Genomic DNA, 24054 nt, shown 5'->3' with positions numbered 1-24054 from the left:
TTATGCTTGGACTTGCATTAACTGGGTTGGCCATTTATCAATTCCTTTACAAGCAGTACTATTATTCGCTGCTCATATTTTTTGGACTGATAGCCAACGGTTTTCAGGTGATTCCTTCGTCGATTTTGCTGGCGGCTTCGCCTATCGATAAGCTGACCGACTTAGCCCTGCTGTATATCATCGTTCTGCTGCTGTATCGCTTCGATATTGTGCTGCACGTCATCAAAAAGCAACCTATTTTCAAATGGGTTGCAGCCTATTTCGGTTTTGTGCTCATCGATGCTTTTTATAGCTGCGTGGTGCTGGACTATAGCTTCGGCGGGGTCATCAAGGTTCTGCGGGCCAATCTGTTCCTGCTCAGCTTCGGGGTCTTTTTTATGGTTCCTACGCAGGTCCTGATTCAGGTGCTGCGCACCATCGCTGCCATTACGGTTGGGTTGTGTGTTATTTTCCTGATCCAGATTCCGCTGAAAGAATCGCTGCTGGCGGCTCAGGCTGCAGGTAGTGAAGCCATTACACACGACATCGAAGGCTTCAATTTCACCCGGTTCTACAATACACCCGTTTACCTGACCCCGATCTTCTTCTATTATCTGTTTGTGCACCAGTTTCAGTCGAAATGGATGCAGGCCGGTGTTATTACCATTCTACTCCTGACGGTGGTAGCTCCCATGCACCGCTCTTACATCATCACGCTTTTCTTCGTGATTGTGCTGTATGTTCTGATTGCGCAACGCAACAAACGGACAATGTATCTGGGCGCCATTGGGGTGGTGGCCTACCTGGCTTCGCTGGTCGATGTGGTACGGTATCGGATCGATGAGGCATTTACGGATTTAGGCCGCACATTGTCGGGCCCGATGGTACTCAGTCAGATGGACTACAGCGACAACACACTTACGTTCCGCCTGGCGCACCTGCTCGAACGGTTCCAGTATATCACCACCTTACCGGCAGGCTGGCTGTTTGGCATTGGCTTGCTGGGCGAAGACACCAAACAGGCTAATAAACTCCCGTTTCAGGTCGGCATTTTTCAGGAGCGATACGACCGGGTGGCCCAAATTGAAACCGGCGATATTCCATGGTCGATGCTGATGCTACAGGTAGGTATTGTGGGAGCAATCTTCTACACAACTGTATTGGTGATGCTAATCCGTCATTTCTATAAAAACCGGGCCACTATGTACAGCGTTGCCGGGCTTTTGTGGGTTACAGAGGCACTGCTGGCGTCGATGCTTGGGGTTGAAATGATTCTGATTCCGTTCCGGGTACTGGTGTTGTTCATTGCCGTTCTGACAACAAAAGCCGCCAAAACAGCAGGCGATCAGCCACCCATGCTCCGCTCGTCTATACCGTCAACAAGCTACTCACAACTAGAAACCTTACCGATATGACCGCGCCTGCTATGCCCAAAGTCTCTGTTGTTACGCCATCGTACAATCAGGGGCAGTTTATCGAAGCAACCATCCGGTCGGTGCTGAATCAAACCTACCCGAACATTGAATACATCATCGTCGATGGCAACTCAACCGACAACACAATGGCCATTGTCGATAAGTACTGCAACAAAATTGATGTTGTTATTCATGAAAAAGACCGTGGCCAGTCGGATGCCATTAACAAAGGGTTTCGGGCGGCAACGGGTGAACTCGTGGGCTGGATCAACTCCGACGACCTGCTCTATCCCGACTGCGTTGAACGAATAGTAACGCTCTACCAGCAACATCCGGGCGGTTCTATTTACTACGGGAGCCGGGTCGACTGGATCGACGGGCAGGGCAATTTTATCGAAACCCGTCAGGTCGCCATACCCAACAAAGCGCATCTGCTGAACAAAAATTATGATGTAATGCAGCCGGGCTCGTTTTACCCAACCGAGCTGATTCGGGCGGTCAACTACGTCGACGAAACGATCCACTACTGCATGGATCTGGATTTATGGCTACGGCTGCTCAATCATGGTCCCATTTATTACTATTCCGATAAATCGGCAGCCTGCTACCGGCGCTGGGAAGCCACCAAAACCAGCACGGGCGGCCATCTGTTTATGCGCGACATTGGTCGGGTTTTGCGCCGACACGGTGCCGAACCTTATTCGCAGGCGCTCATCAAAACGCGTTACCGGGCCTTCAAGAGCCTGGTTAAAGCCAGTTTGTTGTAAGTGAACAGTCGCTCCTACCGTACATAAATCATGGACGCAACCATTAAAGCGGATCTCTATCGATACACGGGCGAAACGGGCCTGAAGGCGTTTATGAAATGCCTGCTCACGCCGGGGTTTCGCTACACCTACTTTTTCCGGAAAGTGGGGCGGCACGGTAAATACAGCCTTCCCGGTATCATTTACCGCCTGTTTTATTACCACTACACCTTCAAGTTCGGGTTTCAGATCAACCACAACACGAAGGTTGGAAAAGGGTTGGTAATTCATCATTTCGGGCCGATCGTGATTAATAAGCAGGCTGTTATCGGCGACAATTGCTACATCGCCCATAACGTAACCATTGGTCAGACAAACCGGGGGGTTCGTAAGGGTTGCCCAACCATAGGCAACAAAGTCTGGATCGGTACGGGCGCGGTCATTGTTGGTAAAATCACCATTGGCGACAATGTATTGATTGCGCCAAACACGTTCGTCAATTTCGATGTACCAGCCGATTGTATCGTTATCGGCAGTCCCGCCAAAGTGATTCCCAACAAAGAAGCTACGCTCGATTACATTGTCAACACGGTAGAATAAGCTTGCTATGAAGATTGTACATCTGAATTTTGGTCTGGAAACGGGAGGCACCGAATCGATGCTGGTCGATATTCTGAACGAGCAGTCTGCGTTTGCAACCATTCATCTGGTCGTCATCAACAACACCTACCATGCCGGGCTACTGAACCGAATCGACAACCGAGTTCGGGTTCACCTGATCGACCGGCCTTTGGGGAGTCGGAACCCGGTCTATCTGCTCCGGCTGAACAGTCTGTTATGGCGCATCAAACCCGATGTTATCCATTGCCATAACCCCAACACGGTGGCCCATTTTCGGTATCCGTGCCGAAAGTACCTTACCGTTCACGACGTTCACGTACCGGCAACGCATTTCCGGCAATTCGACCTGTTGTTTGCCATTTCAAAAATCGTTCGGGGCGACATCAAAAATCGTTCGGGGCGGTCGGCCAATGTTGTCTACAATGGCATTCCGGTAGCGATGATCCGCCCAAAACGCCGATCCTATTCGGGGGGACTTTTCCGCCTGGTTCAGATCAGTCGGCTAGTGCATCAGAAAAAAGGGCAGCATATTCTGCTGCATGCGATTCATCAGCTAACTAGTACGTATGGTCTGACCAATATCCAGCTCGATTTTATTGGCGATGGCGACTCTTTACCGGTACTGACCGAACAGATAAAGGAGTATAAACTGGAGCCTTATGTGCGGTTTCTGGGCTTGAAAGATCGGACGTACGTCTACCAGCACCTGGCCGAATACGACCTGCTCGTTCAACCCTCGCTCTACGAAGGGTTTGGTCTGACCGTTGCCGAAGCCATGGTTGCCGGTGTACCCGTTCTGGTATCGGACATCGAAGGCCCACTGGAGATTATAAACCAGGGAGCGTTCGGCTCAACCTTCATGAGCGGTCAGGCCGATGATTGTGCCCGTCAACTTCAGTCCATCATCAGCGCGTATGCCACCCATGCTTTTCAGGAAAAAATTGTGCTTGCCCAGATGCATGCCAAAGAAGCTTTCGACGTGCGTCGTACCGCCCGCCAGTATCTGACGGCTTACAATCAACCTGCTTATCCAACATTCGAACCTTTATTATCGACACAATCCGTATGATAACGACGATTGCGCCACCGGTAACCACTGTTGCCATCCCGGACGATGTAGCCGAAAAAGTACTGACTGTCGGTTTCCGGCACCGCCCCTACGAAGGCGGCATTGGCTACCTCATCTACGTCTACGAAAAATATTTCGGTGTCTTCAAATACATCACGACTCACCGTATGGTAGCCAGCAAGCTCCGGCTCGTTGGCTACTTTATTGGTCAGTATATCAACCTGCTACGAACACTCCTGACCGATCGGTCGATTCAGATCGTGCATATTCACGGTGCGTCGTATGGCAGTTTTTATCGGAAATTCATTGTTTTCCTGACGGCTAAATACCTCTTCGGCCGGAAAACCATCTACCACATGAACGGCTCGGAGTTCAAGGTTTTTTATACCGGCAGCCGTACCGTCATGAAAAATCTGGTGCGTTTTATGGTCGAAAATACCGATGTGATGCTCTGCCTGTCGGCCTCCTGGAAAGCCTTTTTCGAAGCGAACTTTCAGATGAAACGGATCGAGATTCTGGGCAATGTAATCGATGTACCGCAACGCAGCCATGCGCTTACCAATCCGCTCAACAACGGTCCTTTAAAAGTGCTGTTTCTGGGTCTGATTGGTAATCGGAAAGGCATTTTCGACCTGCTCGACGTGGTCCGGCAACACAAAGATGACTGGGAAGGCAAACTCAAGCTGACCATCGGTGGCAATGGTGAAGTTGAAAAGCTCCAGAATTTCATTGCGCATCACGGGCTGGAAACCATTGTAGAGTTTAAAGGATGGATTTCGGGCGACTATAAACAACAACTACTTTCAGAAAGCGACGTATATATTCTGCCGTCGTATAACGAAGGGCTTCCGCTATCGATTCTGGAAGCGATGAGCTATCACCTTCCGGTTATTTCAACACCCGTTGGCGGTACGGCCGAAGCCGTTATAGAAGGTGTCAATGGCTATCTGGTGCAGCCTGGCGACAAGCAGGCCATCTATGAACGGCTGAATGCGTTTGTCGAAAACCCATACCTGGCCCGTCAGATGGGCGCAGAATCGGGTACGATCATTCAACGCTACCTCCCCGACGCCATTTTCCCGAAACTCCTTTCCATTTATAAAGACTTACTCGCTTAACCCCGATACTATGCAGCAATCCATCAACCAACAAACCAATACGAATTACATTCCGGGGCTGGACGGGTTCCGGGGTGTAGCCATTCTGCTGGTGGTTTTCAGCCACTATGGCTATGGACACATTCTGCCGGGCGGGTTCGGCGTTACGTTGTTTTTCTTCATTAGCGGTCTGCTCATTACCCGGCTGATGATTGCCGAGTACATAAAAAAGCAGCGAATCGACATGAAGAGTTTTTATGCCCGGCGGTTGCTCCGGCTCTATCCGGCCTTGCTTTTTATGGTTGTTATTTCGATTCTGTTTACCCTACTGATCGGTTGCGATGTTAGCCAGAACGAGATTCTGTCGACGGTTTTTTATTACCGTAACTACTACATGATCTATGCCACACCCGATGTGTCGGCCATGTGTTCGAAGGTCTACAATATTGTCTGGTCGCTGGCGGTCGAAGAGCACTTCTATATTGTTTTCCCGATTTTGTTTATTGCTCTGTTCCGCTGGAATAATACGTTTATTGCCCTGCTACTGGTAGCGGTGGTGAGTGCGATGTGCTGGCGCTGGCACATCGCATCTACCCAGGGACTGAGCTATGCCGTAACGGATCGAATCTATCGCGCAACCGATACCCGTTTCGACGCCATTCTGTTTGGCTGCATCACCAGTCTGATTTTGTATCGGACTCCCAAAGGAACCTATATCCGATTTGCGGGCCACTGGGCAACGTATTTGGTGGCGGCCCTGCTGATCCTGTTCACACTGGTTTACCGCGATCTGTTTTTTCGGGAAACGGTTCGCTATACGATGCAGGGCATTGCATTATCGGTGCTGGTTCCGGCCACACTCTATCACCCTCGCTACAACTGGCTGCTCAGTCGGTTGAGCGCACCCTGGCTCATTCAGGTTGGCAAGGTCAGCTACTCGCTCTATATGTTTCACTGGGTGGGTGTGTGCTTCGCCGAACACTATGTAACGCCATTTCGGGCTACGCTGCCCTGGATGGCCGTAGCGGCAACGGTTGGCACTGTTCTGACGCTCATTAGCTACCTCTATGTTGAGAAACCTACCATGAAACTCCGCAAACGGTTCGGCTCAAACGTTGACGTAACCGAAAAGATGAATGTAAAGCCTGTTGCTACCCATTAAACATACCTCTCCATGCTATTCAATTCTATTCAGTTTTTCATCTTTTTCCCGATCGTTACGGCGCTGTATTTCTGGTTGCCGCAACGCTTCCGGTGGATACTGTTGCTGGTAGCCAGTTGCTATTTCTACATGGCGTTTATTCCGGTTTATGTACTGATTTTGCTGTTCACCATCCTTATCGACTACTACGCTGGAATTCTCATTGAACAATCGACTGGAACCCGCCGGAAGCTCTATCTGGTCATGAGTCTGGTGGCCAATATTGGTGTGCTGGCCGTTTTCAAATACTACAACTTCTTCATCGACAATATCAACGTACTGCTGGGCATTTCGGGTCAGGAACACCTCAGCTACTGGAAGTTGATTCTGCCCATCGGCCTGTCGTTTCATACCTTCCAGGCCATGAGTTATACCATTGAGGTATACCGGGGAAACTTTCAGGCCGAGCGACACCTGGGTTATTACGCGCTCTATGTGATGTATTATCCGCAGTTGGTGGCGGGGCCCATAGAACGCCCGCAAAATGTGCTCTACCAGTTTAAGGAAGAACACAAATTTGACTATGACCGCGCCGTAGATGGGCTTAAGATGATGGCCTATGGGTTGTTTAAGAAAGTCGTGATTGCCGACAACCTGGCGGCTTACGTCGACTACTATTATGGGCATCTGGGCACCCAGTCTTACAACTCCATTATTGCAATGGTTTTCTTCTCAATCCAGATTTACTGCGATTTCTCAGGCTATTCCGACATGGCGCTGGGAGCGTCGAAAGTAATGGGTATTGAATTGATGAAAAATTTCAATTATCCTTATTTCTCGCATTCGATTACCGAATTCTGGCGCAAATGGCACATGTCGCTATCGACCTGGTTCCGCGATTATCTCTACATTCCGCTGGGTGGCAACCGTCGGCATAAACACCTGAACGTTTTCATTGTCTTTATGACCTCGGGGCTGTGGCACGGTGCCAACTGGACATTTGTGATCTGGGGGGCTATTCATGGTACGTTCCAGATTCTGGAAGATGTGTTTAACCGCAAGCAGAACAGAGGAATTCTGGCGCTGGTGCTGACCAATGTGGTTGTAGCGCTGGCCTGGGTTTTCTTCCGGGCACCGGATGTCAGTACGGCTATGCACGTGATTGGCAATGCTGTTAATCCGCATTTCGACATCCACAATCCGCTGGTGTCGAAGAAAATAATTCTTATCACAACACTCTTTATGGCCTGGGAATACATTATCAGTCGCACCGGTTTCCTGCCCATACTGAACGCCCTTCGGCCCATACCTCGCTATGGTATGTACTATCTGATTGTTATTGCCATTCTGTTTCTGGGTCGATTCGGTAGTGGTCAGTTCATCTATTTCCAATTCTGATAGACATGAAAAAATTCCTGCAAAAAATACTGTTGCATAGCCTGCTCCTGACAACTGCCATTGGCGCTGTTGTGATGGCAAGGTATGCAAAAGGCACGCATAAACTCTGGCCCGACCTCCACAGTATTCCGCCTAATTTTATTTCTAATTCCGTTTGTTTCAACGCGAAACTCGAACATGCCAAAGAAGAAGGTCGCCTTCTGTCGGCCAAAACCCTTATTATCGGCTCGTCGTTAGGGCTCAATAATGTGTCGGGAGCCATTCTAACCCGGTCATTTGGCGAGAAAGCCTATAATTTTTCGTCGTGGGGGTTTAAACCGCATGAGACCTTTCAGGTATTGAAGCAACTGGAAGGCAAACTGGCTATTCAGCGGCTGGTGCTTCCCTTCAATAATACAGAGTTTCTGGCCGACGCCAAACAAATCGACTATCAGGCCGTACACGACCATTTTTTTGCGCCTGGCCTGCTAACTCAGGTACGCGGCTACTTTACCAATTTCACGCTCGACAACTTCATTAAGGACTGGTCGCTGCGAACGAAATACATCTATCGCGACAACGAAGGCTATACACTCAAATTTGCCGACGACGGCTCCATCAATCTGCACGCAAACAACTTTGTCCGATCGGAGGAAGGGAGCCCTCTGGCTTATTACGACACCACAGGCTTTGCCCGTTTTAACCGGAGTCTCGATTCAATCAGCCAGTACTGCGACCGCAACAATATTGAATTAACGATGGTGTATCTGCCCTGGCGACACGATCTGCTAACGCCCAAACGCACGAAACAAGTAGAATATGTAGCCAATTACCTGAGGGCTAAATACCACAATAAGTTTGTTGATCTGTCGCGACTTCCGGTCGAGCGTAAAAACTATGTCGATGGGGGGCATATGTTCGAAGAAGGGGCCATTACGATAACCAATGCACTGGTCGACACACTGGCAATCCGCAAACAGATCGTAACTCTTCGTAACCACCACGGTGCTCCCCGTACTACCATTGCGTCGTTATGAAACGGCTCCTGACCACATTCGGAAAGTTGATACGCGATGTGCGGCACCTGCCCAACACCATCCGGTTCAATTTTCATTATTTCCCATTGCGCACTGCTATCCAGTTGCCGGTTATGGTTTCGGCCAATGTGCGGTTGCTTGAACTGAAAGGCAATGTAGTGCTGAATGGCCCCATTCGTCACCGGCAAATTCGGCTGGGGTTTGGTCGAGTAGGTATTTTCGATTCTAAAAATTCGAAATCAATCTGGGAAGTATCCGGCACCGTTCAATTTGAGGGTACGGCCGACATCGGTCATGGGTCCAAAATCTGTGTGAAGGGTAATTTACGCATTGGGAACAACTTTACGATTACGGCCGAAAGTCAGATTGTATGCTTTCATGAAATTGAATTTGGCGACGACTGTCTGCTTTCATGGGAAATTCTGGTGATGGATACCGATTTCCATAAAGTTTACAATGGCAATGGTCGTCAAATAAATAAAGATCGAAAAGTAACGATTGGTAACAAAAATTGGATTGGCTGCCGTGCCCTTATCCTGAAAGGAGCATCAACGCCCGACAATTGCGTTATTGCCGCCAACAGCACCGTAAGCAGGCAATTAACGGTAAGTGACACCGTTTTGGCCGGATCACCTGCCGAAATTATTAAAACAGGAATCGTCTGGGAAAAATAAACACATTGGATTAGGTTATAAAATGTTGGTTAAACCGGCCTGCCCCTCTTGAGCAGGCCGGTTTTTTTGTGTGCATATTTATAATTCACTAAAGCTGAATCAGTCAATATACAATAAGCATAAATACTTAATAAAAGTAATTAAAAAACATATACTTATTAGTTATACAAATTAAATGTAAAAACATTTAATATTAGATAATTTAAATAAAATAAGAACACTATATTAAATTAACTCTCTTATTATCAGAACTTTATTGAAAAAACAGCTTAATTAATTTTAATACTATTTCAATATAACCATTAGTGACTAGGAAGCACATCGATCTGTCAGAATAGACAAATCAATGTAGATACATGAAACGTATTTCCACTTCCCTATTCTCAGCCTATTTTAAGATCAACAATAGCAATGTTTCTATAACTTGTAGTAAGCTTAATCCTCATTTTTTACATATCGTGCTTACTACTTTTCTTTATTCGCTACTTAGTGCAGGGCTAGGCAGTTGTTCGCAATCCGATACCATTCGTCCAGACGAGTCAGTGGCATCGGCCCGCGAAACAGCCAGCCTGTTAATAACGGAAGGATTTGAAAAAAGTCAGTTGGCATCGAGCTGGCATAAGGAGTTACGAGCCGATAATGCCGGTAGCCTCGATCAAAAACTGGCGCGGGTTGGTAAGCAGTCGATGCGGTTTAGCTGGAAACCCAGCCAATATGACGGTACCAATAATTCGTGTCATTCCGAACTAGCCTCAGCATTTATCGACGCTAAAGAAAATGAGCGCTGGTATGGCTTTAGTGTTTATCTACCGTCGGCCAATAATGCCGATGATGCCGAAATCGCCAATATTGTTCAATGGCACGCTTTTCCAGATCCTGGTTATGAAGGCACTGTTCCGCCAATCAATATGACGCTGGAAGCCAACAACAAACTAACCTTTAGTTATCGGGCTTCTAACGTACCCATTACCAAACCTCTACAACACGCAACCAGCCAGAAAATTATGAGCCTGGGCACGGCTCAGTATGACCAATGGGTCGACTATGTCGTGCATATCAAATGGGACCCAACAGGCACAACGGGGATTGTTCAGGTGTGGCAAAACGGTCAGTTGAAAATAGATGAGCAAAACGTATCGGTTGGCTATCCTAACTCGCGTAACTACTGGAAATTTGGGCTTTACTGCTGGTCTGGCAAAGCAACCCACAGCGAACGGGTCGCTTATTTCGACGAAATGCGTGTTGGTAACGCAAACGCAACGTATAATGCCGTACGTCCGGGTATCGACAACAATACCGCCCGCTGAGCACCTGACCGCCTTCCAACAAGACATTACACATACACTCAGCCAACTATCCTTTTTTCTCGATTTTTTTCTTTTTTGGCAGAATTAAATAAGGCAAAACACTGATTATCAACAATAAAAACCACTTAATAAAAACTAAAACAAAAACATTATTTACAAATCCAATTATACGACTATTACGTATTTACCAAATTGATCATAAGTAAATATAATTTCTCTTTATTCTATGAAAGACAGATACTGTTACCCCAATCAATACAGGCAGCAATTTATTGGCTGCACTAGTCAGCATAGTCATACTAAACCTCAGAATAAGCGAGTTACAAACAGTTCGCTGGCTGAGTTCATCCGTCAGGAAACGATGCTGTAGTTGGCTGTCAGCCTGCCGACTCAGCCTTTTATTGAAAGCTATAGCGACTACCGAAACAAGCGACATGGCCAACGCTCAACGGACACCCGCATGGGCCAAAGCGATTACCTCAAACCATTGCTAAACCAATTTTAAGAGTTTCAGAAGTTCTGCTTATCAGGCATTTTCCCGCAACAGTTTGCGAGTGGGCACCTTTGGCCTATGCATAACCGACACAGGAATTTCGGGCCTGATATGGTATTTATTAACAACTGTAAGCCAATGAAAAAACTTTACGTAAAACTGCTGTTCCATAGCTTTCTGCTATTGGCAATCACGATGGGCGTTGTGATGGTACGCTACGCCAGACGAACGCACAAAATTGTGCCTGACCTGGCCACGTTACCAAGTCATTTTATTTCAAACTCGGTATGTTTCAATGCCAAATTAGAACACGCCCGGCAAAACGACCGGCTCCTGTCGGCCAGAACCCTTATTATCGGCTCGTCGATGGGTCTTAATAATGTATCGGCAAAAATTCTGACCCAAACGTTCGGCGAGAAAGCCTATAATTTTTCGTCGTGGGGGTTTAAACCGCATGAGACCTTTCAGGTACTGAAACAACTGGAGGGAAAACTAGCGCTGAAGCATCTGATTATTCCGTTCAACCACACAGAATTTCTGGCCGATACCAAACAAATCGACTACAATGGTGTATATACCCACTTTTTCGAAAAGAACGTTGTGAGTTATTTCCGGAATTTCTTCTCGAATTTTTCGATGGATTCGTTCATCAAAGACTGGTCGTTCAGAAGTAAATACATCTATGACGACAATGTTGGATTTACGCTGAAATTCAGCGACGACGGCTCTGTTTTGCTAAGGCCTAACAATTTCATTCGGCCACAGGAAGCAACGGGTTTAGCTTATTACGATACCACAGGCTTTGCTCGATTTAGCAGTAGCCTCGACTCTATTAGCCGCTACTGCAACCGCAATCATATCCAGTTAACGATGGTGTATCTGCCCTGGCGAAAAGACCAGCTAACGCCTGCGCGAAACCAACAAATAGCCCACGTTGCCAGCGTTCTGGCTACCAACTACAACAACCAGTTTGTTAACCTGTCGCGCTTGCCGGTTGCCGACAAAGACTTTGTCGACGGTGGGCATATGTTCGAGGGGGGAGCCATTGCCGTTACCAGTGCCCTGATTGATACGCTGACAAGCCGAACAAATGTAGTTGCGTTCCGGCATCGCCAGGCATCGGGCAAGCTCCTATAAAGCACCGCTTTCCTATTCCATCAACAATCCACCTTCCGCTCATGACACACACAACCAATTCACCATTCACATCTTCCCCTATTCACATCCGTTTTCTGGATGGGTTGCGCGCGCTGGCCGCTCTGTATGTAGTTGTTCATCATCAGCAACAACCTCTGCCATCGGGGCAGCGCCCCATGTTTGACCAGGTCATGTACCGGCTCTTTTTTCATGGGCACTACGCTGTCGATTTGTTCATTGTGATTTCGGGTTTCTGCTTAATGATGCCTGTCCTGCGCAATAACCTCCATCTGGCCAGTAACTCACCCCTGCGGTTTTTCCAGAAGCGAGCCCAGCGAATTTTACCCCCCTATTTTCTGGCAATGGGATTATCGCTACTTCTCATTGCCACATTAATTGGCCAAAAAACAGGTACTCGCTGGGATGCCTCCATTCCTGTAACCCCGTTTGATCTGGTCACTCATGCGCTTATGCTCCATGACGTTTTTATGAGTACGGCGTCGAAAATCAACGGCGTTTTCTGGTCAATCGCCGTCGAATGGCGGATTTATCTGTTCTTCCCGCTTCTTCTCTTCTGCTGGCGTCGGTGGGGGAGCGTTCCGGCAACATTAACCACTATTCTCTTCGGGTATGCGATCTGGCATTTTCTGTCGGTTATGCGGTTTCCGGCAATTAATTTAACCCAATGGGGCTTATGTCCCCATTATCTGGGGCTGTTTGGCATTGGTATGTTCGCAGCCCACCTGGCCTACTCGAACCGTATTGGCAGCGATAGGCTGGATAAACTGCCCTGGGCTACACTACTAATCGGTCTTGGCGCTGTTATTATTCTCGTTACCCGGTTCGATACCCTCCTTCCCTGGGTATATGTCGACCTGCTGGTGGGCATTAGCGCCGGGCTGTTACTGGTTGCTCTGGGAATTGGCAAACTGAGCCGACTCAATGCCCTCTTCTCCTGGCAACCTCTCGTTGCAATGGGAACGTTTTCGTACAGCATTTATCTGATTCATATGCCACTGATTCAGCTCATTCAGCAGTACCTGATTTTTCCATTACACCTGAACCGAACCGGTACAACTCTGTACCTCTTCTTAATCGGCACTGCACTCATTGTCTGTTGTTCGTATGTATTTTACCTATTGGCGGAGCGCCCATTTGTGCCCAAAAAAATCGCTCGTCCTCAGGTCGGCACCATTACGGTATCCTGATAACCAAATCATCACAGATGGTTAAATCGTGAAAATTCAGTAAAAAGTGAAGAATAATTCGGAAAAGGCTGACATCGTTGTGTTAGTCTTTTTTTTATTTATTATAATCATTTATTTTACACTAAATATTTATGAAAAATATAAATCGTAAATAAATGTCAACCACGCTTAGGCATATAAAAAATCTCGATGGTGTACGCGGAATTGCTGCTCTGCTGGTTATGCTCGTTCACGGGGGTCATGGTCGGTTCGAAGGCGGCTGGGTAGGTGTCGACTTATTTTTCGTGCTGAGCGGCTATCTGATCACCTCTCTGCTACAGAATGAATACCAGAAAACCGATTCAATCGATTTCAGGAAATTTTATGCCCGACGTGCCCTACGCTTATTTCCGGCTCTCCTGATTGGCATTCTGCTCTGCAATATGATCTGGCCATACTGGTTCCGAACCGGTGGCGGAAATCGCACGATAGCTAATCTGGCCAGTCTTTTGTACGTCAACAATTGCATTCCAGGCAATTTATCAGGCCCGTTAGGGCACTTGTGGTCACTATCGGTCGAAGAGCACTTCTATCTGTTCTGGCCGCTGATCGTATCGTTGTTTGTTTTCCGAATTCGCTTTACCAGCCGGTTATGGTTTGTGGGCATACTGATTGCAGTAGTCTCAATTTTCAGAATCTACGTTTACCGCCTGGGCGATCCTACCTTTGGTTTGTTTGCGCTGGACTCGTATCGTTTCACTTTTTGCCGAATCGATGCCATTCTGCTGGGTTCAGGACTTGCTATTTATCTGAAGCATTCATCCAAACCAACAGATTCATCCAAAGCATCGCCCGTTGCGCTCATTTGTCTATTAGGTTTGCTGGCTATTGTTGCCACAACCATCAAACGCGACAATGTGCTGTGGAATGAAGGCGGATTTATTCTGACCGATCTAATCTGTCTGCTTATTGTGGTAACGGCTATTAGGCTTCCCGACCAATGGTTACTGACCAATAAACTGATCCGCTGGGTCGGCACGCGATCGTATGGGTTATATGTGTATCACATTCCCATCTTTTTCGCGTTTGAGCTTTTCCGGGAGCCGCACAGCACCAGCAATCTGCTGATCATTACCGTTTTGCGATTTGCGGTTTCGGGGCTTGTTGCTGAATTATCGTACCGCTACATTGAACAGCCTATCCTGAAGCACAAAAAACACTTTACGGTTTCCAGCGATCAACTGGCCCTGAAGCCCATTGAGTAGCTGGAACAAACAACACGCGCTCGTCCGTGATTGCATCACGGACGAGCATTCAGGAAAATCACTTTCCAGACTTCCAGACTTTTCTAAGGCTGATTCGTCCGCCGAGGCTGTTTTCATACAGTTTTCCCTGATCGAGTGCAATGGCCGTTTTCAGTTCCGATCCGCCCAGCCACCGCAACGGCCACGTTAGCCAGCATACACCCGAAAACTGGCTAACTGACTGATCGAACGGCGTACGGAACGTTCCGTAATTATGGCTATAGGACAATTGGGCCTGGATACGAATCCCCGACGCAAAGGCACCGCCCAGCCCCATATAATACATCTGAACCCGGTTGTTGGCAATGGCCCACTGACTGTAGATACTCAGGTTGGGTTTAGCATTTTGCAATTCTGGTCGAAGGTCCTGACGGCGGGTCAGAAAGGGCGTTCCGATTACATGCTGTTTCTGCACCCATCCATCCAGATACTGATAATTATTGAAATAATCGTCGCGGCCGTCGTAGTGCTGACCCGTGCTTGACATTGGGCCGCTCTGATTCATCGTGTTCAGGTATTCGAACAGAATGTGCTGTAGCTGAAAACCCGTTTGCCGGGTTAGTGGCCGTTTCAGTCGAAAGCCATATAAGCCATCCGGGAAATTGGCAAATGCGACACCCGACTTGTCTTCAAACGGATGTTGATAATAGCCTATTGCCTGCCATTGTCCCAGGCTCAATTCAGCCCCCAGATCAATAGAACCCAGATGATTGCCAAACCGGTTGATCCCATCGAAAGCCGTATGATTGGTCGACTCAAGTTCGTCTGGTTGTTGGGTCGTTACTACGTACCAATAATCTTTAAGCGAATGGGGTAGTTGTCCATCGCGGGCTACAATAGGCGACAAATAAGGGGAATGCCCACCCCACTGTGCATTATGCAGAATGCCTCCCGTTAAACGAATTCGCCAGTTTGGTCGCCCAATGCGAACGTAAATGGCTTTCTGATGCAGGTATGACTGTTGCATGGAATCGGAGTTAGCAAACCAGCCGTGCGCAAAAAAAGCATGTACAGCTAGAATGCCACGCGTAAAACCAAGGGGTGTAAATCCGTTCGTACCAATCTGTATTTTTGTAATAGGCAACGCATTGCCCGACCACGAATAGAAACCCGACGACAGGGTAGAATCGCCCAGGCCAATAATTTCCTTTTTGCGCCCCCCCCACAGGCTAAAATGACCTAAATCGAGGGAGACATAAGCCTGCGGCAACACAACCGACGACGATGGACTTGCAACTGCCCCCACGGCTTCGACTCCATAGCTTACGTACCGTTGCGGGCGACTGTCTGAAAGACGCCATTGGCCGCTTACTCCAATTCGAGCCAGACCAGCCGGATTGTTTACCGGTATGGTTCCGTACTGATTGGCCTGAAGCCAGAAAGGCGTTCGGCTGATTGATGCCAGTATCGCTGTTAGTTCGGCATCGATGGTTACCGAACCTTTTAATGGCAACGAATCCGATTGAGCAACTGCCAGACTTGTGCTAACCAGCCAAGCCAGGGCTATTCGTAGTAGTTTCACCAAACAACAAAGTTGATACGACCGACAGAACACAAAGCCACTCATGCAATATACCAAATTTGATATATTTTAAATTTCATTCATAAATTTATTTTACTTTATCGAAAATATATAAACTTAAATAAACTATTCTCTCTATTAAAAAAATTCCCCTACAAAAAGCTGGTTAGCCGTTTCGCAGGGGAATTCGGGGTATTGAACTTAGGACTGTCTAAATCAGCTTAGAGCCTGGTTTAGACAGCGTACACAAATCACTGGCAAAAAACAGGACTTACTTCTACTGCTTATTGTAGAGCGGGTCCAGAAAGAGGTAGCGCGCTCTGCTATGCTCAGGTTCCTGGCGAGTATTTACATCGATGTGCATTACTGGTACTGTTCCACCCTGTTTGATGGGTTCCCACTTCGGCAAACCCGGTCCATTAGGGTTACCGGTTTTTATAAAGTTGGCGAAATAGTTCTGCATCACTTCCGACACCTTATAGTCGTCGGGTGTCCAGGCATACACTTTGTTGGTCGACAGGTTGCCCATTGCATATTCGATTTCGGCAGAGTGAACGGCACCACGAGCGGGTGGAGCTTTGGGGGCGTCGCTGTTTTTAACAACACCACCTGCCAAACCGGGAGCGGCATTTCCCATTTCGGGAGTCATGGCAGGCCGTGGGCGCGAATACAAATACCGATATACGGGTTTAGCACCGGTTTTGCTCTGCATATCGGCCCACTTCCAGGTGCTATATCCAATAAACCGATCGCTGGCCAGATCGGTAGCCGCCTGAATAACATCATCGTCGGTTTTGGCCGGATACAGTTTCAAGACCTCATCGGCACGATCGCCATAAAGCTTCTGTACGGCTTTAGCATAATTTTCGGTCGTTGGCTTTTCCGGCCCCAACACAGCCCGATAATTCATCTCTTCCGAATTCCAGCCCACCAGCAATGGCACATGAGCCTGTTCGCCAGCCGCAAAAAGCTGCGCGGGCGGCTTCGGAAAGAAATAACCGTCGACCGTGGCCGAGAAACGCCCAAACGCCACTTTTGCGGTCTCTTCGAGCAGTTTGTCGGCAGGCATTGCCCGTAGTTCAGCCAGCGACTTAGCACCAACACTGGCAGCAAATTCAGCTCCGTTTTTTTCACCATCGGCCAGTGGTGCCGGGGGCAGAGTACCCAACAACGAACCACTCTCGCCAATTGCTCCGGCAATCAGGTCTTTCGACAACGGCGATACCATTTGGGCACTTACCGAAACCGACCCGGCCGATTCGCCCGCTATCGTTACTTTTTTCGGGTCGCCACCAAAAGCTTCAATATTCTGCCGTACCCAACGCAAAGCTGCGCTCTGGTCCAGATAGCCATAATTGCCCGATGCATGATGGGGCGACTCTTTCGTTAGCTCCGGGTGCGCAAAGAACCCGAACAACCCCAACCGATAATTGACCGTAAGGGTAACAATTCCTTTGCGGGCCATACTTTCACCATCGTAGCGAGGTTCTGATCCGTCGCCCGCCATAAAGCCACCACCGTAGAAATAAACCAGTACGGGCAAGCGCTCTTTCGATGATTTGGCTGGTGTCCAGACATTCAGGTACAGGCAATCTTCACTCATACCGTCGGACCGGAAACCCATATCGCCAAACAGCGCTCGCTGCATGGCACGAGGACCAAACTTTTTAGTTTCTTTAACGCCCTGCCAGTTCTTCACCGGCTGAGGCTCTTTCCAGCGCAGATCGCCGACTGGAGGCTGAGCAAATGGAATTCCTTTGAAAGCATGAATTCCGCTGGATTCAACAACGCCCTCTACCACGCCATTCGCGGTTTTGGCCTGAGGTGCTTTGTTCGATTGTGCAATTGCTGTCATTCCAAACTGAACAGCCAGCAACATAGCAAAATAAGTTTTCATGGCATAGGGGGTAAAAGGAAGTAATTCGGCTCTATAGGTAAGACCCAATTTATTAATTGCGAAATAGTATTATTGTAGCAAAGTGAGACAATAATACTATCTGATCTTGAGACTGCCAAACTTTTTATTACTTTCACCCATCAGGTCGCTTGTATTGCGGCAGCGCTGTTAAGTGTGATTTTATTTTAACGGACACTACGGAGTGCGGGCAACCAACCAAAAGTTATGAGTAAGCAAATTATTGAAGAAGAAAGCCGAGCGGATGGAAAGGGGTTTCTGCCGGGGTTAGCCATCGACTGTGTCATTTTTGGTTTCCATGCCAATCAGTTAAAGATTCTCTTGCTGGAATACAGAAATACGCAGCTTTTTGCGTTGCCGGGCGGATTTATTCAGGAGCGTGAAAACCTAAACGATGCCGCCAAACGGGTGCTGGCCGAACGAACAAGCTTGCACAACATTTATCTGGAGCAATTTTATACATTCGGCGATATGGCCCGCCACGATCCGGCTCCGCTTCAGGCAATCATGAACGGAAAAGGGTTTGCGCCGGAGCGAAACCACTGGTTGCTTGGTCGGTTTGTTACTGTGGGCTACTATGCGCTGGTCGATTTTACGAAAGCGATTCCCATTCCCGATCCATTATCCGACAGTTGTGCCTGGTATGATCTGAACAACCTGCCACCGCTCATGCTCGATCACAGCAGCATTGTGCAGAAAGCACTGGAAACATTGCGGGTCGATCTCGACCGGAAGTTAATTGGCTTCAATCTGCTTTCGGAGACCTTTACGATGAACGATCTTCAAACACTGCATGAAACCATACTGGGGCAGGCACTGCATCGGTCGAGCTTTCAGCGAAAAATGCTGGGCTTAGGCATACTGGAGCGGCTCGAAAAACAATATAGTGGTGGTGCGCATAAAGCCCCCTATCTATACCGCTTTGTTATAGATAAAGCAGTATAGATGCTGGATGTTGAATACTGGATAGGAGAACTCCACCCAAAGTTCAGTGTCCAACGTCTAACAATCATTTAGGAAAATAAAGACGGAAAGTAGTTCCCTGCCCTAATTGACTCTCCACTTCAATAGATCCCTTGTGGCTATTGATGATATTTTGGGTAGCAGTCAGCCCTAATCCCATACCGCCCGACTTACCGGTAAAGAACGGATCGAAGAGCCGTTTACGATCGGCCTCGTTAATACCGCCACCATTATCGGCCACTTCAACGCAAACCCGATTATCGTCGGTACAGGTTGTTTTTACAACCAGCACTCCCTTGCCTTCTTCCATGGCTTCAACGGCATTGACCAGAATATTTAACAGAGCCGTTTTCACCTGTTCTCTGTCCAGCAAGGCCGTACAGTCTTCGGCCGCAAATTGAACCTCCAGCCGCATTCGTTTTAGTTTGATCCGGTCGCTGATGAGTTGCAGCGTAGATTTAACTACCGAATTGAAATCCTGGCGTTTACGCTCCAGTTCACGCGGTTTCGACGAGTTGAGCATCTCCGTAATGAGTTGGCCAATTCGGTCTACATTGCGGCCAATGATTTCGGTAAACATAGTGACGTACTCGTTGTCGACATCGAGTTCGTCTTTCAGTTGCTCCAGAGCCAGACTTAAGTTTGTTAGCGGATTCCGAACTTCGTGCGCAATGCTACGGGCAATTTTACCCGTCATACTCAGTTTTTCGGCCAGGATCAGATCCTGCTGAGCCCGTTTCTGGTCCGTAATGTCGCGCACAATTCCCTGATACCATTCGGGCAGGCCGGCTCGGTCTTCTACTGCCCAAACCGAGATCAGACAAATGCGCTTACGACCACTTTTACTGATAAGTGTGGTTTCAAAATCTTTGATCTGCCCGTGTTCGCGAACGTTGAATCGTAATTCACGAAGAAAGTTCAGATCAGTGAAAAGTCGGGCTGGATTTAATTTCCGCAGTTCGTCACGGCTATAGCCGAGCAGGCGTTCGACCGAAGGGTTTGCATCTTGAAAACGAAGCTGTTCGTCGGCTACAAAAATAGCGTCGATAGATCGTTCGAATAGTGAACGGTATTTATTTTCTTTTTCGGCAACTTCGGCCAGAACGATGGCCTGCCGCAGCGCATAACGAATACTACGCCCCAACAGTTGCGCATCGATTCGGCCTTTTACGAGATAATCGGCGGCTCCCAGTTCAAGCGCCGACTGGTCGACAGTCAGGTCGTCCTGTCCGGTCAGCAAAATCATTGGCGACCGGCATCCGGCCCGAAACGCTTCCTGAATCAGGTGAATACCCGTATGATGACCTAATCGATAATCGACCAGATAAACATCGTGTTCATTTCGGGCCACCGCTTCGAGGGCACGGTCGTAGCTATCTACCCAGTCGAGTTTGATATTGGCATTTTCCCGCGCCGATACCAGCGCACGGGTAAGCATGTAATCATCCTCATCGTCTTCAACCAGAAGAACGCGAATGGTATCGTTTTTCACAGAAACGTCGAGTGCAGATTCAGCAGTCATAAGCTAAAAATGATGAGTTGACAATCAGAGCAAACAACCAAAGAGCCTCAAATGGGTTGGGCTATCCGTTGCTGGCGATTTGTAAATTGACTACTTACGGTAACTTAACGGTGTCCATCCAATAGGTTTTGAGCGCACCGATCATTTCGACCAACCGGTTAAAATTAAAGGGTTTTGTCACAAATGAATTAACCCCCAGATTATACGTCTTAATCACATCCTCATCGGTCGATGAGGTCGTCATAACGACCACTGGCAACCGACGCAGTTCAGGGTCATCTTTTATTTCGCTCAGCGCCTGAAATCCGTTTTTTCGCGGCATATTCAAGTCCAGTATCAGGAGATTGGGCCAGGGGGCATTCTGCTCATTATAACGCCCCTGCTGCCGCAAATATTCCATCAGTTGTTCGCCGTCTTCAACAAAGTTAATTGCTTGTGTATACCCATTCTGTCGCATTGCCTGTTCTAGAAACATACGATCATCAGCATCATCATCAGCAATCAGTACGGTCATCACAGTAGGCTTACGGTGCATATGTTTCATTTAATTAGGCTGTTACGGTCTAGGGATTCTCACCCCTTGCTCCCCACTGGGTGTATACTCGGTTGCACCGATGATTCCACCCGTCCCATTTTACGATTCAGCGTACTAGTCTACGCAATTACTTCCTTCAAAAGTAAAAAAAATCTGTTGACTATAACGTTTTAATAGGTAACAAAATAACAAATGTTGCTCCCTGCCCTGGCACCCCTTCTGCATAGACAAACCCCTGGTGGTTGTCGACTACTTTTTGTACGATAGATAAGCCAATTCCAGTACCACTATACTGCGACCGGTTGTGTAATCGCTGAAAGACCTGAAAAATCTGATCGGCATACTGCTGTTCGAAACCAATACCATTGTCGGCTACCGCAATCCGGTGAAAGCCCCGATTGAATAAGGCTTCGGGAATTAAATGAGTCCCATCGGGGCGGATTGCCTCCCGGCCTCGTATCAGTTCGGCACTGATCTGAATTTGGGGCCTTACAGAAGTCCGCGTAAATTTTAACCCATTACTGAGCAGGTTCTGAAACAACTGCCGCAATTGAATGGCATCTCCGTATACGATAGGTAGTGACTCTGCTACGACTTCGGCTTTTTTATCGTCGATAATTACCTCCAGGTCATTGAGCACATCGGCTATGCTTTCGTTCAGATTAACCGGCCCGAATGATTCTTTCGTATTGGCAATGCGTGAATAGGCCAGTAAATCGCGTATCAATATCTGCATTCGGGTTGCAGCCGACTGCATTCGGTTAATCATATCGGCTCCATTGGCACCGAGTTCGGCCGAATATTGGGCCTGAAGCATATCGCCAAAGGCTGTCACCTTGCGCAATGGTTCCTGAAGGTCATGGCTGGCTACATAGGCAAACTGTTCCAGATTGGCATTCGTTTTCCGAAGCTCCTGCACCAACGCCTGCGTATGCTGCTCTGCTTTTTTTCGTTCGGTTATATTAATAAATGACACGACCAACCCTTCGCCATCGCGTGGAGTAGCCAGCACATAGAGCCACAATTCGCTGGTATCGGTTTGTAAGTAGGCTTCCATTTGCTCGGCCTCACGAACCCGCAACACTCGTTCGAACATTGCCCAAAGCCCCATCCGCTCGCACTCAGGATATAAATGCAGGAGTCTTTTGCCAATGAGCTCGGCCTGTTCGTATTTGAAGAAAAGAGCAGCAGCGCGGTTGGCCGACGTAATACGGAGATCGATCAACGGTTCATTCTCCACGTCGGCAGTATCTCCCTGCCGAATGGGGTCGAGAGCAATCAGGCCGTTTAACGATCCGTCCAGTAGTTTATTAACAAATTCGGCCTGTTCGTTCGCTCGTTGGGTAGCCCGTTTTAGCTGCGTGATGTCGATAAAAGTAACCACGCACCCATCGTTGAGTTTTGCAATCGAAACATCGTACCAGAGATTCAGGTCAGAAAATAAATGTTCCCGGCGCACCGGTTCTCCTGTTTCGGTTACGTATGCATAGAGGTTAAACATACCGGTTGCCTCCGTGTCGGGATAAACGCTACGTAACGTATATTCGGCAATATCTTTCCCGATATATCCCAGAATCTGCTCGCGGGCAGTCTGATTAAATAGCCGAAATTTAAAATCTACAAGGGTTCCTTCATCATTCCGGACGGCTTCATAAACAACGGTGCCATTCAGCGATGTATTCAGAATTCCATGCAAGAGACTGTTTTGTTCTTCAAGTTGCCGGGAAGCCATCTGCTGAATTGTTATGTCGCGTAGGGTCACTAACACCCCATCGCCCATCATGCGGGCGCGCAGGCTTATAATTTTCTTCAGGTTGGGATCCTGATAGATAATAGAGGCTGGTTTTCCTGTTTCTATTACCTGCTTGTATTGCTGCATGATAGGCCCCAGCGTTTTTTCCTGTCCGGGATTATCGCCCAGCATATATTGCCCTAATTCACGGGTATAGGGCAACGGAGCAAACGATTCAAATGCTTTGTTGTAATAGATTAACCGAAAATCGATAATAGTGCCCGTTTCATCACGAACCGCTTCGTGACAAACGACTCCATCGGGCAAAAAATCGAGTATATCAGAAAATGGAAGTTCGGATAAACTACCGCTAATCATAGCAACACGAGTGAACTGATTCTTCCCCATAATGGGGAAGAGTATCCGCAAAGTACATAAAATAGCGCATAAGCACCGCCCGGTAAGCAGGAGATTTCATTGCTAAAAAGTACTGAAATACAGTTCTAAGGCCAGTTATTCAGGTTTATCACGAAACTCTGGCACGAATTTTTAACTACCAGACGGGCAAACAGGAGATTCCTGTTTCTTAGTCCAACATTCAACGCTATGAAAAACTCAGTAAGTACTTTATTTGCGGCCGTTATGCTGACGGCTACTGTTTATGTGGCCGGTTCGAGCGATGCATTGGCTCAGGGCCGCGTCCGTGCCGGTATAAAAGGCGGTCTTAACGCCAGTTCGCTGTATTATGACAGCCAGGGGGTAAGCAACAAAAACGAACGCATAGGTTTCCATGTTGGTGTTTTTGCGCAGGCACCAATCGGCGAATTTTTTGCCATACAACCTGAGTTGCTCTACACCACCAAGGGAGCCTCGGCCGACTATAATGTGCTGGGCTTTAATGGAACCAACACTTTTAAGCTAAACTATGCTGAGTTGCCTGTGCTGGCAACGTTTAAACTGGGGCAGGCCGTTGAGCTACAGGCAGGGCCGTATGTATCGTATCTGCTCAATTCGAACATCAACTCAAATGGCGATTTTGGCAGCGGTAGCACCTCTATCAACCGCGACAACTTCAACAAAGTTGACTATGGGGTTGCCGGTGGCCTGAATGTATATTTTGGAAAAGCCTTTATCGGAGCCCGTTACGCACAGGGCTTACAAAATATTGCGAACAGTGGAGCGGCTAAGACAGTACTTGGCAATGCTAAAAATGGAGTTGGCCTGCTGTCGGTAGGAGTAAGTTTTAATTAATGATTAAATTGTTGAATGATTGAATTGCGG

General features: G+C 47.9%; 20 protein-coding genes. 15 read left to right on the top strand and 5 right to left on the bottom strand.

The genetic code is table 11. The features are described from left to right. Positions 1-2 precede the first annotated feature (2 nt). The 13 genes from WBJ53_RS07520 (at position 3) to WBJ53_RS07460 (ending at position 14545) form a co-directional block, all read left to right on the top strand. On the top strand, positions 3-1394 hold the full coding sequence (locus tag WBJ53_RS07520) for a hypothetical protein (RefSeq protein WP_338875455.1): 1392 nt from the start codon (positions 3-5) through the stop codon (positions 1392-1394). Continuing rightward, entirely contained in the window at positions 1391-2161 is a 771-nt protein-coding gene (locus WBJ53_RS07515) for a glycosyltransferase family 2 protein (protein ID WP_338875454.1), read from the top strand. Before WBJ53_RS07520 ends, WBJ53_RS07515 begins: the two co-directional genes overlap by 4 nt. 30 nt (positions 2162-2191) lie before the next feature. Continuing rightward, positions 2192-2740: a serine acetyltransferase gene (locus tag WBJ53_RS07510; protein WP_338875453.1), complete on the top strand. Its 549-nt coding sequence runs from the start codon at positions 2192-2194 to the stop codon at positions 2738-2740. A gap of 7 nt (positions 2741-2747) precedes the next feature. Next, positions 2748-3830: a glycosyltransferase gene (locus WBJ53_RS07505; protein ID WP_338875452.1), complete on the top strand. Its 1083-nt coding sequence runs from the start codon at positions 2748-2750 to the stop codon at positions 3828-3830. Further along, positions 3827-4948 (top strand): glycosyltransferase family 4 protein, encoded by a 1122-nt coding sequence (locus WBJ53_RS07500; RefSeq protein WP_338875451.1) that lies wholly within the window; start codon positions 3827-3829, stop codon positions 4946-4948. Before WBJ53_RS07505 ends, WBJ53_RS07500 begins: the two co-directional genes overlap by 4 nt. A 10-nt stretch (positions 4949-4958) precedes the next feature. Beyond that, positions 4959-6089, top strand: a complete 1131-nt coding sequence (locus WBJ53_RS07495) for an acyltransferase (protein ID WP_338875450.1) — start codon at positions 4959-4961, stop codon at positions 6087-6089. 12 nt (positions 6090-6101) lie between these two features. Further along, complete coding sequence (locus WBJ53_RS07490; protein WP_338875449.1) at positions 6102-7466, top strand: MBOAT family O-acyltransferase; 1365 nt, start codon at positions 6102-6104, stop codon at positions 7464-7466. A 5-nt stretch (positions 7467-7471) separates the two neighbouring features. Further along, the gene (locus tag WBJ53_RS07485) at positions 7472-8482 is read left to right on the top strand and encodes a hypothetical protein (RefSeq protein ID WP_338875448.1); all 1011 of its coding nucleotides are present in this window, start codon (positions 7472-7474) and stop codon (positions 8480-8482) included. After that, a complete protein-coding gene (locus WBJ53_RS07480) occupies positions 8479-9156 on the top strand; it encodes an acyltransferase (RefSeq protein ID WP_338875447.1) in 678 nt (225 codons plus the stop codon). Before WBJ53_RS07485 ends, WBJ53_RS07480 begins: the two co-directional genes overlap by 4 nt. A 458-nt stretch (positions 9157-9614) precedes the next feature. Then, positions 9615-10463, top strand: coding sequence for a polysaccharide lyase (locus WBJ53_RS07475; RefSeq protein ID WP_338875446.1), 849 nt, complete (start codon positions 9615-9617; stop codon positions 10461-10463). Positions 10464-11094: 631 nt separating this feature from the next. Further along, positions 11095-12093, top strand: coding sequence for a hypothetical protein (locus WBJ53_RS07470; protein ID WP_338875445.1), 999 nt, complete (start codon positions 11095-11097; stop codon positions 12091-12093). A 41-nt stretch (positions 12094-12134) separates the two neighbouring features. After that, a complete protein-coding gene (locus tag WBJ53_RS07465) occupies positions 12135-13301 on the top strand; it encodes an acyltransferase (RefSeq protein WP_338875444.1) in 1167 nt (388 codons plus the stop codon). A 155-nt stretch (positions 13302-13456) separates the two neighbouring features. Next, positions 13457-14545, top strand: a complete 1089-nt coding sequence (locus tag WBJ53_RS07460) for an acyltransferase (protein WP_338875443.1) — start codon at positions 13457-13459, stop codon at positions 14543-14545. A 58-nt stretch (positions 14546-14603) separates the two neighbouring features. On the opposite strand, the gene WBJ53_RS07455 is transcribed toward WBJ53_RS07460, so the two are convergent. Further along, positions 14604-16106 (bottom strand): capsule assembly Wzi family protein, encoded by a 1503-nt coding sequence (locus tag WBJ53_RS07455; protein ID WP_338875442.1) that lies wholly within the window; start codon positions 16104-16106, stop codon positions 14604-14606. A gap of 277 nt (positions 16107-16383) precedes the next feature. Beyond that, positions 16384-18003, bottom strand: coding sequence for a carboxylesterase family protein (locus WBJ53_RS07450; protein ID WP_338875441.1), 1620 nt, complete (start codon positions 18001-18003; stop codon positions 16384-16386). A 225-nt stretch (positions 18004-18228) separates the two neighbouring features. Here WBJ53_RS07450 and WBJ53_RS07445 point away from each other — a divergent pair, with 225 nt between their 5' ends. Next, positions 18229-18966, top strand: coding sequence for an NUDIX domain-containing protein (locus WBJ53_RS07445; protein WP_338875440.1), 738 nt, complete (start codon positions 18229-18231; stop codon positions 18964-18966). 64 nt (positions 18967-19030) lie between these two features. Here WBJ53_RS07445 and WBJ53_RS07440 read toward each other — a convergent pair whose 3' ends face one another. The 3 genes from WBJ53_RS07440 to WBJ53_RS07430 form a co-directional block, all read right to left on the bottom strand. Beyond that, entirely contained in the window at positions 19031-20506 is a 1476-nt protein-coding gene (locus WBJ53_RS07440) for a PAS domain S-box protein (protein ID WP_338875439.1), read from the bottom strand. 94 nt (positions 20507-20600) lie between these two features. Beyond that, positions 20601-21041: a response regulator gene (locus tag WBJ53_RS07435; protein WP_338877167.1), complete on the bottom strand. Its 441-nt coding sequence runs from the start codon at positions 21039-21041 to the stop codon at positions 20601-20603. A gap of 160 nt (positions 21042-21201) precedes the next feature. After that, positions 21202-23181, bottom strand: a complete 1980-nt coding sequence (locus WBJ53_RS07430; protein WP_338875438.1) for a PAS domain-containing protein — start codon at positions 23179-23181, stop codon at positions 21202-21204. Between the two features lie 198 nt (positions 23182-23379). On the opposite strand from WBJ53_RS07430, the gene WBJ53_RS07425 reads away from it, so the two are divergent. Beyond that, on the top strand, positions 23380-24024 hold the full coding sequence (locus WBJ53_RS07425) for a porin family protein (protein ID WP_338875437.1): 645 nt from the start codon (positions 23380-23382) through the stop codon (positions 24022-24024). Positions 24025-24054 lie beyond the last annotated feature (30 nt).

The sequence above is a fragment of the Spirosoma sp. SC4-14 genome (genome assembly GCF_037201965.1).
In the GTDB taxonomy this organism is placed as follows: Bacteria; Bacteroidota; Bacteroidia; order Cytophagales; family Spirosomataceae; genus Spirosoma.
The sequence above is the reverse complement of the archived record's forward strand: the minus strand, read 5'-3'. Positions and strand labels throughout refer to the sequence as shown.

What these genes read in the sequence shown, in the direction of transcription:
- WBJ53_RS07520 (WP_338875455.1), top strand. Translation starts at nt 3, where the DNA reads ATGCTTGGACTTGCATTAACTGGGTTGGCCATTTATCAATTCCTTTAC.
- WBJ53_RS07515 (WP_338875454.1), top strand. Translation starts at nt 1,391, where the DNA reads ATGACCGCGCCTGCTATGCCCAAAGTCTCTGTTGTTACGCCATCGTAC.
- WBJ53_RS07510 (WP_338875453.1), top strand. Translation starts at nt 2,192, where the DNA reads ATGGACGCAACCATTAAAGCGGATCTCTATCGATACACGGGCGAAACG.
- WBJ53_RS07505 (WP_338875452.1), top strand. Translation starts at nt 2,748, where the DNA reads ATGAAGATTGTACATCTGAATTTTGGTCTGGAAACGGGAGGCACCGAA.
- WBJ53_RS07500 (WP_338875451.1), top strand. Translation starts at nt 3,827, where the DNA reads ATGATAACGACGATTGCGCCACCGGTAACCACTGTTGCCATCCCGGAC.
- WBJ53_RS07495 (WP_338875450.1), top strand. Translation starts at nt 4,959, where the DNA reads ATGCAGCAATCCATCAACCAACAAACCAATACGAATTACATTCCGGGG.
- WBJ53_RS07490 (WP_338875449.1), top strand. Translation starts at nt 6,102, where the DNA reads ATGCTATTCAATTCTATTCAGTTTTTCATCTTTTTCCCGATCGTTACG.
- WBJ53_RS07485 (WP_338875448.1), top strand. Translation starts at nt 7,472, where the DNA reads ATGAAAAAATTCCTGCAAAAAATACTGTTGCATAGCCTGCTCCTGACA.
- WBJ53_RS07480 (WP_338875447.1), top strand. Translation starts at nt 8,479, where the DNA reads ATGAAACGGCTCCTGACCACATTCGGAAAGTTGATACGCGATGTGCGG.
- WBJ53_RS07470 (WP_338875445.1), top strand. Translation starts at nt 11,095, where the DNA reads ATGAAAAAACTTTACGTAAAACTGCTGTTCCATAGCTTTCTGCTATTG.
- WBJ53_RS07465 (WP_338875444.1), top strand. Translation starts at nt 12,135, where the DNA reads ATGACACACACAACCAATTCACCATTCACATCTTCCCCTATTCACATC.
- WBJ53_RS07460 (WP_338875443.1), top strand. Translation starts at nt 13,457, where the DNA reads ATGTCAACCACGCTTAGGCATATAAAAAATCTCGATGGTGTACGCGGA.
- WBJ53_RS07450 (WP_338875441.1), bottom strand. Translation starts at nt 18,003, where the DNA reads ATGAAAACTTATTTTGCTATGTTGCTGGCTGTTCAGTTTGGAATGACA.
- WBJ53_RS07445 (WP_338875440.1), top strand. Translation starts at nt 18,229, where the DNA reads ATGAGTAAGCAAATTATTGAAGAAGAAAGCCGAGCGGATGGAAAGGGG.
- WBJ53_RS07440 (WP_338875439.1), bottom strand. Translation starts at nt 20,506, where the DNA reads ATGACTGCTGAATCTGCACTCGACGTTTCTGTGAAAAACGATACCATT.
- WBJ53_RS07435 (WP_338877167.1), bottom strand. Translation starts at nt 21,041, where the DNA reads ATGCACCGTAAGCCTACTGTGATGACCGTACTGATTGCTGATGATGAT.
- WBJ53_RS07430 (WP_338875438.1), bottom strand. Translation starts at nt 23,181, where the DNA reads ATGGGGAAGAATCAGTTCACTCGTGTTGCTATGATTAGCGGTAGTTTA.
- WBJ53_RS07425 (WP_338875437.1), top strand. Translation starts at nt 23,380, where the DNA reads ATGAAAAACTCAGTAAGTACTTTATTTGCGGCCGTTATGCTGACGGCT.